The 18,019-nt window shown below is 35.3% G+C and carries 15 protein-coding genes and 1 riboswitch; of the genes, 13 read left to right on the top strand and 2 right to left on the bottom strand.

The window, feature by feature from the left end; all coding sequences use genetic code 11:
• Positions 1-11: 11 nt before the first annotated feature.
• From B3D94_RS14425 to B3D94_RS14480, 12 genes are all read left to right on the top strand, one after another.
• Positions 12-839, top strand: a complete 828-nt coding sequence (locus B3D94_RS14425; RefSeq protein ID WP_069480590.1) for a helix-turn-helix transcriptional regulator — start codon at positions 12-14, stop codon at positions 837-839.
• Positions 840-922: 83 nt separating this feature from the next.
• Positions 923-1,909: an ABC transporter substrate-binding protein gene (locus tag B3D94_RS14430; RefSeq protein WP_291757911.1), complete on the top strand. Its 987-nt coding sequence runs from the start codon at positions 923-925 to the stop codon at positions 1,907-1,909.
• Positions 1,910-1,961: 52 nt separating this feature from the next.
• Positions 1,962-2,291, top strand: a complete 330-nt coding sequence (locus B3D94_RS14435) for a cupin domain-containing protein (RefSeq protein WP_291757913.1) — start codon at positions 1,962-1,964, stop codon at positions 2,289-2,291.
• 514 nt (positions 2,292-2,805) lie between these two features.
• Entirely contained in the window at positions 2,806-4,674 is a 1,869-nt protein-coding gene (locus B3D94_RS14440; RefSeq protein ID WP_291757915.1) for an S-layer homology domain-containing protein, read from the top strand.
• A gap of 72 nt (positions 4,675-4,746) precedes the next feature.
• Positions 4,747-8,574, top strand: a complete 3,828-nt coding sequence (locus B3D94_RS14445) for a chitobiase/beta-hexosaminidase C-terminal domain-containing protein (RefSeq protein ID WP_291757917.1) — start codon at positions 4,747-4,749, stop codon at positions 8,572-8,574.
• Positions 8,575-9,082: 508 nt separating this feature from the next.
• Positions 9,083-9,988 carry an NAD(P)/FAD-dependent oxidoreductase gene (locus B3D94_RS14450; protein WP_291760573.1) on the top strand — a complete coding sequence of 302 codons (906 nt, stop codon included), beginning with the start codon at positions 9,083-9,085 and terminating at the stop codon, positions 9,986-9,988.
• 624 nt (positions 9,989-10,612) lie between these two features.
• Positions 10,613-10,790, top strand: a riboswitch (cobalamin riboswitch).
• Between the two features lie 117 nt (positions 10,791-10,907).
• Positions 10,908-11,132 (top strand): glutaredoxin family protein, encoded by a 225-nt coding sequence (locus B3D94_RS14455; RefSeq protein ID WP_031417836.1) that lies wholly within the window; start codon positions 10,908-10,910, stop codon positions 11,130-11,132.
• Entirely contained in the window at positions 11,129-11,488 is a 360-nt protein-coding gene (gene nrdI, locus B3D94_RS14460; protein ID WP_069480595.1) for a class Ib ribonucleoside-diphosphate reductase assembly flavoprotein NrdI, read from the top strand. Before B3D94_RS14455 ends, nrdI begins: the two co-directional genes overlap by 4 nt.
• The gene (gene nrdE, locus B3D94_RS14465) at positions 11,485-13,578 is read left to right on the top strand and encodes a class 1b ribonucleoside-diphosphate reductase subunit alpha (protein ID WP_069480596.1); all 2,094 of its coding nucleotides are present in this window, start codon (positions 11,485-11,487) and stop codon (positions 13,576-13,578) included. The genes nrdI and nrdE overlap by 4 nt, the downstream gene beginning before the upstream one ends.
• Positions 13,566-14,534, top strand: a complete 969-nt coding sequence (gene nrdF, locus B3D94_RS14470; protein WP_025114203.1) for a class 1b ribonucleoside-diphosphate reductase subunit beta — start codon at positions 13,566-13,568, stop codon at positions 14,532-14,534. Before nrdE ends, nrdF begins: the two co-directional genes overlap by 13 nt.
• An 11-nt stretch (positions 14,535-14,545) precedes the next feature.
• Positions 14,546-14,983, top strand: a complete 438-nt coding sequence (gene dut, locus B3D94_RS14475) for a dUTP diphosphatase (RefSeq protein ID WP_069480597.1) — start codon at positions 14,546-14,548, stop codon at positions 14,981-14,983.
• Between the two features lie 276 nt (positions 14,984-15,259).
• Entirely contained in the window at positions 15,260-16,426 is a 1,167-nt protein-coding gene (locus B3D94_RS14480; RefSeq protein WP_291760576.1) for a glycoside hydrolase family 5 protein, read from the top strand.
• A gap of 160 nt (positions 16,427-16,586) precedes the next feature.
• Here B3D94_RS14480 and B3D94_RS14485 read toward each other — a convergent pair whose 3' ends face one another.
• Both B3D94_RS14485 and B3D94_RS14490 read right to left on the bottom strand, forming a co-directional pair.
• Positions 16,587-16,823, bottom strand: coding sequence for an indolepyruvate ferredoxin oxidoreductase subunit alpha (locus B3D94_RS14485; RefSeq protein ID WP_036124417.1), 237 nt, complete (start codon positions 16,821-16,823; stop codon positions 16,587-16,589).
• Entirely contained in the window at positions 16,823-17,338 is a 516-nt protein-coding gene (locus tag B3D94_RS14490; RefSeq protein WP_069480598.1) for a YwhD family protein, read from the bottom strand. The genes B3D94_RS14485 and B3D94_RS14490 overlap by 1 nt, the downstream gene beginning before the upstream one ends.
• Before the next feature lie 382 nt (positions 17,339-17,720).
• Here B3D94_RS14490 and B3D94_RS14495 point away from each other — a divergent pair, with 382 nt between their 5' ends.
• Entirely contained in the window at positions 17,721-17,873 is a 153-nt protein-coding gene (locus B3D94_RS14495; protein ID WP_175422997.1) for a hypothetical protein, read from the top strand.
• Positions 17,874-18,019: the final 146 nt, after the last annotated feature.

Consider the following 18,019-nt stretch of genomic DNA (forward strand, 5'->3'; position numbering starts at 1 on the left):
AGGTAATTAATTTGAAAATCGATGTTGAGCAATTAGCAGAACATTTAGCATATATTCCATTTCAAGTACAGGGGGTATACCGATATGCAAAAAGCACTGGTGTACCCTATGCTGAATATACAGATTCTTTTCCTGGATTCGTTTTCCCCCTTTCTGGAAAAATACAGTTTCAATTTAATGGCACTCCGTATATCTTTTCACCAGGAAAAATTGTGCATGGCGCTGCAAATATGAAACTAGATCAAAAAAATTTTGAATATGCAAACTGGGAATATATTCTTGTTCAATATCAAATATGTAACGCAGAGCTACAAGAGTCCAGCTTTTCTCATCAACATTTTGAATTATTGACTGGCCAATCTCCACGTCTTATCGAATTAATTATGCGTCTTTGGCAAGTGTACAATCAGCGCGGAGGTATTTCGAGGTTTCAAACCGAAATGCTATTTCGTGATGTATTGAATGAAGCCTTATTATGTGTGGTGAATAGGCAAAATAGCTGTGAATCACATACTTTATTCGAACGGGTATGTAACTATATTCATGAGCACTATTATCAAAGCCTTACCATATCTTCGCTTGCAGAACAAAATGATGTTAATCGAAATCGACTTTCTTATGTATTTAAAAAACATGCAGGGATAGGACCAGCAGAATATTTATTAAAATATCGGATAAACATGGCGCAAAAAATGCTATATACAAGTGATGCCCCGGTACAACAAATTGCACAGGCTGTTGGAATTGATGATCCTTTTTATTTTAGTAGAGTGTTTAAAAAACAATTTGGTAGATCCCCTAAAGAGTATCGAGAGAAGTTCATCAATAATCCATGCTAGTTTCAACAAGCATCCATTCAAACCTATAAATCATTTTACTATACTAATGGCATATCAAAGATAATATGTTGGAGGAATTTTGGATGCAAAAGATGAAAGGACTATGTTTCTCATTACTATTATTAGCAGGCATACTAGGAGGTTGTCATGAAACACCTGCTGTAAATAAAGAATTATATAAGAAAGAAGAAGCATCTTTTTCAACGATTCAAGTGAATGCCAATGATTGGCCAAGAACAATTAAGGATGCCTTAGGGAAAGAAATAGTGATCGAGAAGAAACCTGAAAAAATAGCTTCACTTTGGTATTTTTACCCGGAAATATTAGTGGCATTGGGTGAGCCACCTGCAGCTTCTACAGATAAAGAATATCTATCTTCTTTAGCATATTTAAACGGAAAGCTAGATTCAACCGAAGAATTAGGAGATAAATTGTCTCCTAGTATTGAAAAAACTCTATCGATTGAGCCTGATTTTATTTTAGCAACAGAACATCATGAAAAACTGTATGAATCACTTGAAAAAATTGCGCCAGTCATTACTTTTAAATACCAGGATATTTATGAAGATTGGCAATATGGTCTTCGTACAGTAGCTGAGATTATTGGCAAAGAGGACGAAGCTGAAAAAGTAATTGAAAAAATGATGCAAGCAATTACAACTGGTCGTGAAGATTTAAAAACGATTGAAGGAGAGTCAGTAGCGCTTATCGTGTCATGGGATGGAAAAACTTTTAATGTTTTAGGTGAAGATAATCCTGTTTATACACTTGCATTTGATAAAGAAAGGGGGTTGGGGCTTTCACCAGATACCACATTTAATGGGAAGAGTAATCAGTTTTCTGCGTTCGAGGGAATTTCAACTATTCGAGCAGATCACATTTTCCTTATAGGTGACATAACAAAAAAAGAAACATTGATGAGTGAATTAAATCAAAATAATGTTTGGAATAATATGAACGCAGTAAAGAAAGGGAATATTTATTTGATGGATACGTCTGCTATTACTGGTGGTCCATTAGCAATCGAATACGCTTTGCAAAATATAACTAATGCTCTGCAAAAGCACTAAAAACAATGTAGAATTCCATCGAAAACAAATAAAACAATAGGGAGAGATGTATATGTATTATCAAGCTATTAATCTTAATGAGAGTGCAGCTCAAATAAAAGAACTTTGGTCTCCGAAAGTTGTTGGTGAAATACACGATTTCCAATTCAAGCTGGTTAAGATTGATGGGGAATTTATGTGGCATGAGCACCAAGGCGCCGACAAAGTATTTATCGTGCTCGAAGGAGAACTATTTATCGCCTTTCGCGATGGCCAAGTGAAAGTTTCACAAGGGGAGATGGTTATTATTCCTGGAGGACCCGAACATAAGCCTTTCGCCGAAAAAGAATGTCATATCATGTTAGTGGAACCAAAGGACATAATAAACACGGAAAGTAATTAAAGTAATATGAGGCTTGAGCTGCATAGTCAGCTCTTTTTTTATTGAATACATGAGGCAGGTCCAAAAAGGGAGTCTATCTTCAATTAGTTACAGTAAACCATATCATAATTAAGTACGCTGACGAGTTGATGATACTCATCAGTTTTTTTACGGTTATAGAAATTATCGCATTGTAAAAAAAATATGAGGAGAAAGTTTGCCTACGTCTTGGCAAATGTCCCAACTCTGGACATCTAATATTTGTCGGAACTAGGCGGCACATTTACGCGTTTGATCATATAATATAAACCGAATTGAAAAAACCCCTGTTATTACTGCTCATATTCATATTGTAAAAGTTTAATATGTACTATTTTACATAGTATTTAGAATATTAATAATAAATTAGAATGTTTTTATTATTTTTCTGTTAAAATTATTATGTTAACCAATATTTTGGTAGTGTTAATGGAACCTATTAATTGGATTTAAAATTTTCCTTATTAAATAGGAATGGGGAGGTATTACTCTAAGCATGAGTAAACGGAGGAAATCGAAGTATTTAAAAGCAATAACAGCAATGGCATTAACGGCTTCAACACTAGTGATGGTAGCACCGATTGTATCAGAAGCAAGTAGCTTTAAGGATGTACATCGAACGCATCCATTTTATGACGACATTAAAAATTTAAATGATCGTGGCATTATTAATGGGTTCCAAGATGGCACATTTAAACCTGAACAAAACTTAACACGTGGACAAGCTGCTAAAATTATTGCAAGTGTATTAGGACTGGACACATCCAATGTTAGCAATCCCAACTTTAAAGATATTCCTACTACTCATCAATATTTTGGAGCTATTGCTGCTTTAAAGCAAGAGGGGATTATTGATGGCTACGAAGATGGCACATTCCGTCAGGGCGCTTATATTCAACGTAACCATGTAGCAAAGATTTTAGCGAACGCCTTTCATTTAAAAGCTTCGAATACAAATTCATTACCATTCACCGATGTGCGTGCTGATTACAAAGAAGCGATCGCTGCTTTATATGAAAACAACATAACGAATGGCAAGTCAGCTACATTATTTGATGGTTCTTCAAATGTAACACGAGGGCAAATGGCTGCATTTATTACTCGTTCAGAAGCTGTTGGTCATCCAATTTCTCAACTTTCTCAAAGTGTAACGTTTAAAGTTGAAGAATATGCGGCGAATGAAATTAGTATTAATGGTAAGATATATTATTTTGATGATTCAGTAAAAACGATTTTTACCACTGAAAATAAACCCGCACTTACGGGGGCAGAAATTACAGCAACCATTAAAAATGGTGTGATGACAAAAGTAAATAATGTTGTTTTAAATAACGCAGGTTCAGCAGAGAAGGAAGTTGTATTCAATACAAATGCAACGATCGATTCAATAACAATTAATGCAGATGGTGTGGCAGTTAAAAATGTATCGATTACAGGAAATGCAACCATTAGCTCAAACGTTAAAACAAAAGTGACATTTGATGGTGCTACAATTACTGGGGATTTAATTTTAGCTGAAGCCATAGATAGAGCAAATGCTTCATTAGACAATAAAAATGCAAGTCAAAGTACACCTGTATTGACAATCAAAAATACACAAACAGGAAAAGTCCATGTCAAACGAAATAATACTTCGATTGTGTCGAACACTGTTATTCCAGAAATTGTAATGACAGCTACTATATCTGCTATCAATATTGAGGGAGCAGCAACGAAGGTAACAATAGAATCTACGGCCAAACTTAAAATGACCGGAAATGTAAAGATTGAACGACTATTGCTTTCAACGGCCGTGGAATTAGCGTTGAATGTTGGTGGTGTAGTTAATTATTTAACGGTTCTAAACGCCGATGCTCGAATTACAATCGGTTCAGGTTTACTAATAAATACGTTGTCGATTCCAACGGGTTCAACTGTAACGAAGATTATTACTAACTATACAGCAGTTGCTTCCCAAATTAAGGCCATTATTGGAGGTTCTTCGCCAAGTATTGGGGATCCAAACACAGGTGGAGGAAATGTAGCACCCGATCCAGTTATTCCACCAGAAAAAGTGAATGAATTTAATGTCAAGAATGCTGAAGAATTAAAACAAGCATTAAAAAAAGCAAAAGCAGGAGACTTAATTAAGTTAATGGCTCCAGTGACTACAGATATAACGTTAACAGATTTAGTAATAATTGATTTGAATGGTCATACCTTGAACGGAAATGTAACGATAACAGCTCCAACAGCTAAAGGGAGATATTCTTTAATGCCAACTGGTAGTACTGGTATTATTTCAGGTGATTTAATCATTGATGCACCAAATGTAAACATCAGTTTAGATGGGGTAACTGTTGAAGGAAACACAGTAATTGAATAATAACTTTCACGTAAACTACTTTGCAAGATAGAGAAATGGATGAAAGATAAAAAATCATAAGGAGCTAAACGAATGAAGAAAAAAGAATTTAATTTCGTTTCCAAAATAGCTTTATCATTTTTACTTATAATGTCTATAATTTTGCCTTACTTAACAGTTGTAAAGGCGGAAACGACAGAAGCCACTTCAGTTGACTTTGTTGGACTTGATCCAACAGAACCGACTGAGCCGACTAATGCTTCAGTCACTGAAGGAACAATTGCCGAAGCTCGTGCAGCTGTTGGAACAGACCGCACATTTCAAATTCAAGGGACGGTTACGACAAAACCTGGTAGCTGGGGAGGCAAGGCCTTCTATGTACAGGATGAGTCTGCAGGGGTATATGTTTTCTCTAGTTCTACAGAAGCGGGGAGCTTAGCTGCTGGGGATATTGTCAAAATCACAGGGAAAACGAGTTTATATAGTGGAGAAGTTCAATTTAATTCACCGACAATTGAACGCATTTCTACAGGGGCAGCACCATCCCCGCAAATAGTGAATCTACCACTTGAAGACAGCTTACAAGGTAAATTAATTACACTTGAAAATGTGAAGATTAAAGATTTAGCGTCATCTGGTACGTATGGAACATTTGAGTTTAAAGCAGCTGACGCAGAAAATAACGAGCTATTAATTCGTCATGATAACCGTACGGGCTATCAGTTCTCTCAATTTGAAGCAGATGGGTTCAATAATAATGATGTGATCACAGTGACAGGAATTGCATCCATTTTTAACGGGACATATCAATTAAAAACTTTAAACGCGGAAAGTTTCCAATTAGTATCAAACTATGAGCCTACACAAGTAGCGAATGTTAAAGCATTTCCAGCGATGGGTGAAGTTTTTGCAGGGTCAAAAGTAACATTGTCTACAGATACACCAAGCGCAACAATTTATTACACGATAGATGGTTCTGAACCGTCAACAGCTAGTGAGATTTATGATGCAGCAACGGGCATTGTTGTAAATGAAGCAATAACAATCAAAGCATTTGCTTCAGTAACGGGCTTAAACGATAGCGAAATTATGTCCTTTAATTTTACAGTTAAAGATGCGCCAGCAACTATTTCAATAACGGAAGCACGTAATAAAAAAATAGGACAAGTAGTAATCGTATCGGGTATTGTAACAGCAAAATTAGAAACTGCTACTGCTCACATTCAAGATGAAGAGGGTGCGGCGATTGCAATTTACCCTGTAGATAGTCTTACTGCAAATGTCGGCGATTTGGTGACGGTGCAAGGTCAAGTTGCTGAATATAGTGGACTAAAGCAATTAACGAATATTTCGCTTGTTGGCATGCCTATTCCTTCTACACTACCAGGGGCACACATTATTAAAAGTAGTGAGGTTGCAGAAGACAATGAATCGAAATTAGTAACGATTAAAAATGTAGCCATTACTGGTTCAGGTCAAAATTTTACCGGAACTGATGATGTAGGCACATTTGCTATTTACGATAAAACACGTGACGCAGGTTTAGTAAGTGGAAAAACGTATGGGGAAATTACCGGTATTGTTGGTCAATATACCAATCATCAGCTACTCCCGATTCGCATTATTGAAGATGTAACAAAGGTTCAGGATATTAAAGCTTCTCACGTAGGTGGGGTAACAGCAGATACAAAGGTTAGACTTTCTACCATGACAGAAGGCGCAACGATCTATTACACAATGGACGGCTCAGCACCCACTACAGCTAGTACAAAGTATACAGGGGAAATTCTTGTTAATAAACCGTTGACGATTAAAGCGATTGCAGTGAAAGAAGGTTTAACGGATAGTGCGATTGCTACATTTGTTTATGACATTATTGATACTGAAAATGCCACAATTAGCAATATTCAAGGGGCAAGCCATATATCACCTTATGTCGATTTAACAGTAAATGATGTAGAAGGAATTGTAACATTCGTTATTAATTCAAGTAGCTTCATTATGCAAGAAGGCGATTCGGCATTCGATGGCGTAAAATCAACAGCGATCAAGGTAAATAAGTCGGCACATAATGTAGCGGCAGGGGACGTTATTAAAGTATCAGGAAATGTAACTGAAGTGGGTGGAAACTCTCGATTGAGAGATACGCAAATTTCAGCAACGACTATTACAAAAACAGGTACAGCACAAATTCCAAAAGCTCTAGTTATAGGGGAGGACCTATCCCCGCCAAATAAAATTATCGATAATGATGGCTTTGCAATTTTTGATCCACAAGAAGATGGTATTGATTTTTGGGAATCCATTGAGTATATGCGGGTATCATTCCCTGATGCGAGAGTGATTGGACCAATTTATAATAATGATTCACCAATTGTTGTCCCGAGCACAACAAATAATACATTTAATATGAATGGCGGTTTAAATATTGCAGCCGACGATTATAATCCAGAAAAAATTATGCTTGAAGGGGTAGCAGGAAAAAATTATGATTCGGGTGATCGTTTTAATGAACCACTTATCGGATTTGTAGAAAACTTTACAGACGGCTATCGACTGAACACGAATAAAGTCTTTCCTGATGTGACAAAGGCAAACCTTCAGCAAGAAGTGACGCATCTTGAACCAGTAGCGGACAAGTTAAATGTCGCTTCTTATAATATCGAAAACTTTTCGAATAATCCTACCAATACATCTAATGAAAAAGTAGACAGAATTGCAGCGACATTTGTGAAAAATATGAAGTCACCAGATATTATTACATTAGTTGAAGTACAAGATAATGATGGACAAATTGATTCAGGAAATGCTGATGCATCTGAAAGCTATTTGAGATTAATTAATGCGATTAAAGCTGCAGGTGGCCCTGCTTATGATTGGGTTGACGTGATGCCTATTAACAATACAGTAGGCGGTGCTCCTGGTGGTAATATTCGTGTAGGCTACTTATATAATCCGACACGTGTTTCTTTAGTGACTGGTACAAAGGGAGCGGGTGACCAAGCGAATGGGTGGACAGCAGATGGAAGCCTTGCTTTAAATCCAGGCTTTGTTGATCCAACTAAATTTGCAGATACACGCAAACCAATTGCGGCAGAATTCGAATTCCAGGAAGAGCATGTAGTCATTATAGGAGCTCACTTAAATTCTAAAGGAGGGGATGGCTCACTTTGGGGACCAACTCAGCCGCCAGTATTAGAATCAGTAACAAAACGTCTTCAGCTTGCTCAAGCCATCAATGATTTTATCCATGAGGGTCTTGCCATCAATCCGGATATAAATATCATTGTAGCAGGGGACATGAATGACTTTGAATTCACTCCAGCACTTGAAACATTGAAAGGTGATGTATTAACGAACATGGTGGATAAAGCCCCAGAGACAGATCGTTTTACGTACTTCTTCCAAGGGAACAATCAAGTGTTGGATCATATTTTAGTTTCGAATAATCTTGCTGACGTTACAGAAATAGACTTGATTCATATTAATGCGAACTTTACAGAAGCACAAGGGCGAGCATCGGATCATGACCCTGTATTAGTTCAAATTGATTTGAAAGCAGGAAAAGAAGAAATACCAACACCAATAGTACCTGAAAATGTATATAGCTTTAATAACTATAAGACTGGTAAATTAATAATGAATCGTCCAAGCATTTCATTAACGTTAGGAAAAAATACCAATATTAAAAATGGAATTGCAGTATTTAGTCAATATGCAGAATTTCATGGTGAAGGATTTGCAGACAAAACTGTAACGATCAGTCCTAAAAAAGGAAATGCGATTATTGATTTTAAAGGTACGAAAATGGGCGAAATTATTATCGAAGGAAAACATGTGAAAGAAATCCGTAATTTACCTGATGGAGCGACCATAACGTATACAAAAGGGGCTTCGGCTGAAGAAATTGAATTTAAGTAACGACTACTAGCAGAAAGAATGTAAAACATATGCCAATCCTTTAGGGCTTGTTAAATTAAACTGCATGGACAGTATTCATGAAGATCAATATTATAGTAAAAAATTGCCATTCCACATTTGGAGTGGCTTTTACTTTTCTCTCCTCAAACATTGAAAAATGGATATTAGGTTAATTCCTATAAAGTGGATAAAAAAGTTACTTTTATAAAATGAGTAAATGTACTTAACCTAACAGTGATTAGTCGGTATTTCAAACATGAAAACGAAAAATTTGACGAAAAAAAAATAAATAGATATTATGGATATGTTAAGTCTTTAATTCAGACAAGCTAAACGTTATTTAAGCTTTGTCATCCTTATTGAGATAGCTAACATTAAGGTATCAATGACTCATATTTTGTTGGCTTAACAAATGAAAAAGATATCATACATATAATTTGCGATGTCTTTTGCCTTAATTACGGATATTAAAGGTCTGTAATATATTGTGATGTGGAGGGAAATAATGATGAATAAATATGATTGTATGATTATAGGTGGAGGCCCTGCTGGGTTAAGTGCTGCCTTAACATTAGGAAGGGCGCGCAGAAAGGTTGTACTATTTGATAATGGAACAAATCGAAATCGTGTAACTCAGGAGTCACATGGCTTTTTAACAAGAGATGGGATAAAGCCACAAAAATTTAAGAATATTGCAAGTAAAGATATAGAATCTTACCCTTCTATAACAATGATGGATCAAACCGTCATTGAAATAATTAAAGATGATATAACTGGTTTATTTCTAGTCAATACTTTGGAAAATAAATCCTATGTATCTGAAAAAATACTGTTAGCTACTGGAATACAAGAGGAATTTCCTCTACCGCAAATCAGACAATATTATGGTAAAAGTTTGTTTAGCTGTCCTTATTGCGATGGTTGGGAGCTGAGAGACAAGCCATTGGCTATCATAGCAGAAAACGAGGAGCATATTTGCCATATGACGAAATTGGTTTTTAATTGGTCACAGGATTTAATCGTTTTTACGAATGGTCATCAACTTTCCGATAAGGTTCAAAATGATTTTGAACATAAAAAAATTAAGGTGTATACAAATGCTATTAAAGATTTACATGGAGATGATGGTAACTTATATAGTGTTGAATTAGAAACAGGTGAAAATATTTTAAGAGCTGGTGGATTTATTGTGCCAAGTTTTTATCGTCCAAATAAATTTGCTAAACAGCTAAATTGTCAAGTTGATGAAAATGGATCAATTATGACTGATGGGGCTGGACGAACAACAGCGGCTGGAATATATGTTGCAGGTGAAACGGAAAAGGGTGGTCCCTCTTCTTTAATGATTGCTGCTGCGGAAGGATTTAAGGCTGCTTCAAGCATAAACATGGATATAACAATAGAAAGATTTTAAGTCAATGCTTAGCTGATGAGTACATGAAATTCATCAGCTATTTTTAATATGACTAGTCAAGCTGGAGGAGAATGAACTTGGTTATGTTATACTATAAATAAATATAGAATAACTAGAAAATGTACATATTCATTATAAATTAGTTTAAAAGGGAAGAACGGTTGGTTGCCTCTCACCTGTTTGTTGAGCACATATTAGTAGTCGGCGTTATGTTATGACGAAGGAGAATTTGTGATGATCGTAAGGGAGGAGTCCTACTTTAGACTCGTACAACGAAAAAATCTACGAGGATAGGATGTATGGAGTAGGGTGCATGATTTACATCATACTCATAGCTTAAGTCATAATTGCATCTTTACTGTAAAGGAAAGATGCCTTTTTTTATGAATAAAATTTCTTTAGGGCTACGTTTTTAGGTAAATAAGCGACTATTATTTTACTTCCTATTTTTTAATAAAATAATGCTATCGCTTACATAGTTATATTTTTATATAATTATGTTTAAGTTCTTTCGTTCAAGGTTATGTCAGAAAATACGAGTAGTCTTAAATTGATGAACTTTTATTTCTCGATTTACTTTTTATATAAAGGATGGTACACTTAAAACTATCGAAAAACAATATATTGTGTTCGTTTTATGTGGGTACTACTATATGTAGTTTAATAGGGAAGTTCGGTACTATTCCGACGCTGTCCCCGCAACTGTAAAGCTGACGATGATTGTAACCACTGTGCATTCGCATGGGAAGGAAATCAGAGATTGAAGCAAAGCCAGGAGACCTGCCTATATAAAACAAATTTATCATTTCTTCGGGGATTAAGAGATGGGAACGTCAGTATTTTTAGTATGTTAACGTTTCCATTTAAGCTATCTCTCTAGTAGAGGTAGCTTTTTTATTTTATGAAAAGAGGGATTACTATGAAACTTTATACGAAAACAATCTGTCCAAAATGCCTTTGGGTAAAATCTGAATTACAACGAGCAGGACTTGAAGCAGAAATTGTTAATATTGATCATGATGAACAAGCTAAACAAACAATTATAGATGCAGGTTTTTTAAGTGTGCCTGTTTTAGAGGTGGATGAAACATTTATAGGCGATGTGCAGGAAATTGTTTCTCGTATTGAGATGATTACACTATGATCGTTTACGCTAGTCGTACAGGAAATGTCCGTAATGTAGTATCTAAATTAAGGGCAGAATCTATTGAACTCTCTGAGGAATTAAGCTTGAATAAGCCTTACCTTTTAATTACATATACAGATGGCTTAGGTGACATTCCCGCAAAAGTGCAACGTTTTTTAGAAAAAAACAGAGATTTTTGTAAAGGAGTAGTTGCTAGTGGCAATAGTAACTTCGGACATAATGTATTTGGCGGTGCTGGGGAGAAAATTGCTACTACCTATCATGTACCCTTAGTGAGGAAATTAGATTTACGTGGCAATCAAACAGATTATGAAGCAATACAAACGTTTTATGAAACGAGGGTAATGGGATGAAAACATATTTAAAGCTTAATAATGACGTTCTGAATCGTTATAGTACAACGGGGCTACTAGAGTTAGAAAAGGACCGTGAGGCTACTCGCCGCTACTTTTTAGAATATGTCAACGTACGTTTACGTTATTTTATAGATATAGAGGAGAAAATCCGCTATTTAGTTGATGAGGGATACTACGAAAAGGATTTTATCGACTTGTACGAGATGGATTTTATAAAGAAGCTGTACAAAAAAGCATATGATTATAATTTCCGTTTCCCATCATTTATGAGTGCTAGCAAATTTTATGACAGCTATGCTATGAAAAGTCGTGATGGGGAAGAAATTTTAGAAAAATATGAGGACCGTATTGTCATTATTGCCTTGTACTTAGCACAAGGGAACACTGTACTAGCAAAACGTTCTGTAGAAGCGATGATGGAAGCCTATCAGCCTGCAACACCTACTGCCTTAAATAGTGGGAAAAAAGCCCGTGGTGAATTAGTAAGTTGCTTTAAATTATCAATGGATGACTCTATGAATAGTATTGCTGAAAATATTGGTTATTGTTTAGAGCTATCACGTCTAGGCGGAGGGGTCGGGGTCAACTTAACGGATTTACGTCCTTTGGGTGATCCAATTAAAGAAATACTAAATCGTGCAAGTGGTGTTATCCCAGTTGCAAAACTATTAGAAAACTCATTTAGTTATTCTAATCAGCTCGGTCAACGAAATGGCTCAGGGGTAGTTTATTTAAATATTTTCCATGCAGATATAGAGAATTTCATTTCATCAAAAAAACCGAATGCTGATGATAAAATTCGCCTCGCAACACTATCAACAGGAATAATTATTCCAAGTATATTCTTCGATCTGATGAAACGTGATAAAGATATAGTGTTATTTAGTCCATATGATATTTATAAAGTTTATGGTAAACGAATGTCTGAAATTTCAATTTCAGAAATGTACTATGAACTACTTGATAATCCTAAAATCCGTAAAATTAAACGTTTGAATGCGCGTAGACTCTATACGGAGGTGAAAAAAGCTCAATTTGAATCAGGTTATCCTTTCGAAATTTTTGATGATAATGTCAATGACGTACATCCACTAAAAAATATCGGTCGCGTAAAAATGTCAAACCTATGTACTGAAATCTTGCAAGTGCAAGAAACTAGTATCATTACAGATCAAGATCAACCGAACGAATATGGGTTAGATGTGTCGTGTAATTTAGGGTCAATTGATATTCATGCAGCGAGTAAAGTAAATGATTTTGAAACATTAATCGATACAGCTATGCACTTATTAACGAATGTGTCACAAATGACATATATTAAAAATGTCCCATCGGTGGCAAAAGCGAATCGATTAATGCACTCAGTAGGGCTAGGTTGTATGAATCTCCATGGACATCTTGTTACGGAGGGCATCATGTATGGCTCGAAAGATTCTATTGATTTCATGGATCGCTTTATGGAAGCAATGAACTATTATTCTCTTAAATCATCGATGGAAATGGCTAAAGAAAAAGCAGAAACGTTCTACCGATTTGAAGATAGCGATTATGCTTCAGGTAGCTATTTTGATCAATATGTAAATAAGAATGAGGAAGAGCTATCACCTGCTGTGTTAAAAGCACTTGGGAACATTCCAATCATCACTAATAAAATGTGGGAATTATTAAAGGAAGATGTAATGAAATATGGTCTATTTCATTCATATCGTTTAGCTATAGCACCAACTGGCAGTATTTCGTATATTCGTAGCTGTACGGCATCCATCTCTCCTTGTACAGAGCGTGTAGAGGTTCGTGATTATGCAGATAGTCGAACAATTTATCCAATGCCACATTTAACAAATGAAAACAGTCATTTATATGTAGAGGCATATGATGTGGATCCTTATGATTTAATTGATTTATACGCAGCTTCTCAAAAACACGTTGACCAAGGTATTTCAATGACTCTTTATGTCACTGACAATTGGACAACAGAACAACTAGCTAAAGTATACATTTATGCATGGGTTAAAGGGATTAAGTCCGTTTACTATGTTCGTCAACGATTACAAAGCTTAGAGGAGTGTGTAGCATGTCAAATATAGTGTATGAGGCAGTCAACTGGAACAAGGCAACAAGTGAACTTGCCCAAATTTTCTGGGACCAGCAATGGAAGCAAATTTGGTTTCCTGAAGAAATTGCAGTGAGTAAAGATATTAAACAGTGGAAAAGTTTTGAGCATCAGGACACGTATAAAAAAGTGTTTGCAGGATTAACTTTGCTTGATACCGTTCAAACGAATATAGGGATGAATCGTGTTGCTGCTTATACAGACGATTTACAGGAAAAGGCTGTATTAACCGTTTTTGATGCATTTGAGGCAATACATGCTAAATCATATTCTTATATATTTACAACGCTTTGTACAAACGAGGAGATAGACGAGCTCTTTGAATGGGTAAAGAAAAATGAATATTTACAATATAAGGCAAATAAAATTGCGGATATTTATAATAGTATTGAAGAAGGGGACTCTGAGAGCTTATGGAAAGCGATGTTCTCATCCGTTATGCTTGAATCTTTCCTTTTCTATTCTGGCTTTTTCTACCCATTATACTTAGGTGGACAGGGTTTTTTAAGAAACAGTGCTGAAATTATTTCACTCATTTTGCGCGACGAATCCATTCATGGAGTAGCAGTAGGTTTTTTTGCTCAAAATCTATATAAGCAATTTTCTAAAGAAAAACAAGAAGCTTTACAATTATGGGGTTATGAATTACTGCTGGATTTATACCAGAATGAAATGAAATATACAGAGGATATTTATGCGGAGACAGGATTATCGCCTGAGGTAAAAGCTTACGTGCGTTATAATGCTAATAAAGCCTTAATGAATGTCGGCTTTGAAGCCATGTTCCCTGAAGAAGAAGTGAATCCGATTGTCATGAATGGAATTCGTAATGAGGGCTCCACATATGATTTCTTTTCACAAAAGGGGGCTACCTATGCCAAAGCAAAAGTAGCGCCAATTACAGATGACACATTTAATTTTAATCGTTAGGATGAAGAACAATGAACGTAGAAGTAAAAATTAAAAGAATGCATGCAGATGCAATACTACCAATGCAAGCTAATCCTGGTGATGCTGGGATGGATCTCTATTCCATTGAAACTGTAGAGATACCCGCTGGTGGGACTAAATTAATTAAAACAGGAATTCAAATAGAATTACCTAAAGGAACGGAAGCACAAATTCGACCAAGAAGTGGACTAGCCTTAAAACATAGTATTACAGTGCTCAATAGCCCAGGAACAATCGATGAAGGCTATAGAGGAGAAATCGGTGTTATTTTAATTAATCATGGTCAAGATACGTTTTTAGTAGAAAAATCTATGCGAATTGCCCAAATGGTGATTCAATTTGTCCCTACTATTCAACTTCTTGAAGTCAACGAATTATCTCAAACAGTTCGTGGAACTTCTGGATTTGGAGCGAGTGGTACAAAATAAGATTAAGTTTTGAATAAGCCTATGTCAGGATTGAGTTTGGTATGTACTGAACTCAATCTTTTTTTGATCCAATCAATTATATTCAAACAACCACTTAAATTGTCACATTCGTGTAACGTAAGTTCAGTAGGATTTACATGAGGTGATAATATGAGAGAAATAAATCATAGGAAAAGAATGAAAAATAAGTTCAACATGATAGTTTTCCTCTGGTGTGCTTTAATAGTCGTCTTTGCTACTGGCTGTAGTTCAGTGGAGCAAGAAGAGAAACAGGCAATGCCAAAGTTGCAAAATGATTTTTGGAATGAGCAAAGAAAAGGTACAAATTTTATGAACTCCACTTCTCTGCCAGAAAATTATGAAGAGGCTAATGAATTCAATATTGAATTTATTCGTTTAGCGCCTGATAAATGGGCAAAAGAAAGAGATTTTTTATTTGATGCTAAACCTGATGCTAATTCTAATAAAGATTTTTTAATCGGCAATGCAGATCAGTATGAGGGAGTTGTTGAAAATGATTTTAAGATGTTAAAAGAAGATTTAGATGCAGCATATGCAAGAGGATCAAAAGTTGTACTGACTGTTCTTAGTCTTCCGGGAAACCGCTGGAGACAGTTTAATAACTATGAAAATGATGACCGAATTTGGCAAGACTTTAAATATCATGAGCAAGCAGCGCTTTTCTGGAAAGATCTTGCCGTGCGTTTAAAAGAACATCCCGCAGTGGTAGGATATAACGTAATTAATGAACCACATCCTGAAACAGCTACAGGTTTTAATGATTTTTGGACAGAAGACTATGACAAATGGTACAACAAGGTAGAAAACACTCCAGCAGATTTAAATAGGCTTTATGGAACAATTGTAGATTCTATACGATCCGTAGATGCGGATACACCTATTATTTTAGATTCCGGTTTATTTGCTACACCATGGGCAATAAACTATTTAAAACCAATAGAAGACAATAATGTACTGTATGCTTTCCATATGTATGAACCGTATGAAATGACAAGCCAAAATCGAAAAAAAGGATTCACATACACTTATCCTGGTAAGGTCAAAGTCGGGAATGATCAAAAAGAAAAAATATTTGATAAAACTTCATTAAAAGATTTTTTAGAACCCGTTGCTGAATGGGCTGAAAAGCACAATATACCAAACAACCGAATTATTGCAGAAGAGTTTGGCATTAACCGAATGGTTGATGGAGCGGATCAATATATCAAGGATTTAATTGATATTTTTAATGATTATGGCTGGCACTGGGCATTTTATGCATTTCGAGAAGACACATGGAATGGTATGGATTTTGAATTAGGTAATAAACCTGTCAAGGAGGCATATTGGGATGCGCAGGCTAATGGAGAACTACCTGATAGAAAAGCAATAGAAGTAGATAATTCTATTTGGGATGTCCTGAAAAAAGATCTGAACAAGTAACATGTTTGTTCGCTGCTAAGATCAAATAGAAATTATATGTAGTAGTACAAACCATCGTTTGTACTACTTTTTTGCCTGACACACAGCGCTTTAAATCAGTACATCTTTCAATCAATATCTTGCTGTTACAGTAAATAAAAAATAGTAAATTGCATGTTATTTAGTTTCGAAAATAGTTACGCGCTAGTAGAGTTGCAGAATTATATTCAGCAGGCAATTCATCCTCAAAAAAAATAGCCTCTACAGGGCAAACTAATTCACAAGCGCCACAATCAATACAAATATCAGGGTTAATGACATATTGGGTATCCGTATTCACAATGCAATTTACGGGACAGACATCTAAACAAATGGCTGCTTTTTCATCCCTACATAATTCTGTAATTACAAAAGCCATTATAAATCCCCCCATAATTGATGTTTTAATTCTTCAGGTGAGTGTGTCCAATACTGTTGATTAAATTCAGATAAAAATTGGGAAAGTAGTTTTTTTGATTTTGTATCGATATGATTTAGGTGAAATTTCCCTTTAAGTGCTTTATCTAAATAATTTACTTGCTCTGGCAACGATTTATAGCCAAGTTTAATGCGGCGTTCTTCTTTTGCTACCCGTACTTCACTTGCGGTACATCCCGCATAATAAGGTCCATTTTCCCCTACCTGAAGAGCTACCCAAACGATCCAATACCGATTATAATCGTCACTAGCATGAGCTAAATCTGGTGAAAAACGCACTTTTTTTTCAATAATACTTCGCCCATGTAATGCTTCTAAGTCTATAAATACGTGTTCTTTTTCTCCATCTATAATAATAGGCGTTACATTATTTAAATCAAGGGTACCTACTCCGTACCCTCCATCTCCATCTGTCGAATCATTACTTAAGATGGTAAAATGTATCTTTTCTTTCATAGAAAACACCCCCACACTCTTTTTACAACATTTACAGGTGTCGCAAATAGAAACAATTTATAGTATTAAAATAGCAAATTCATTACGTATAGCTTTTATAAATTAATCTAATTGAACGTTTTAGTAGTAATTTTTATACTATACGTAATGGTTGCCAAGGATTTCTCCTCATACTTTTTTAATTCAAAAGTATAACTGAAATATACAACTTATTATCCTTTGTTGTCTTCGGACTTACGTCTGAATTGTTATGAATTGGTAACTTATCTATATGCAGTGATCTTTTATTAATGAGGTTCACTTAAAATTTTATGGAACTTTACATATACTCAATTTTATGTTAAATTACTCCATAATAAATTTGACAAAGGAGGTACAAGCAATGTTGACTGTTTTTAGAATTTTGTTTGGTAAAAATGTAAAAATTGGAAATGATTTAGCAGACAAAGGGAGTAGTCTGTCCTTTTTTATGCTATACAAATATAGTTATCGGAGCTTTGCCTATTTGCCAATTAATTATAAGGTAATGACTTAGGATCCTTATTTATTTGAGCATATTTTTTATTGTAAGTTAGGCACCGATAACTCTATTGGTGCTTTTTTGTATTTAATTTTTAATGGATAGACAACTCCTTTCTCTATACTCCTATAAAACTAGAGAGTCATAAGGAAGGATGAGAA

It is taken from the genome of Lysinibacillus sp. UBA5990 (assembly GCF_002429815.1).
In the GTDB taxonomy this organism is placed as follows: Bacteria; Bacillota; Bacilli; order Bacillales_A; family Planococcaceae; genus Lysinibacillus; species Lysinibacillus fusiformis.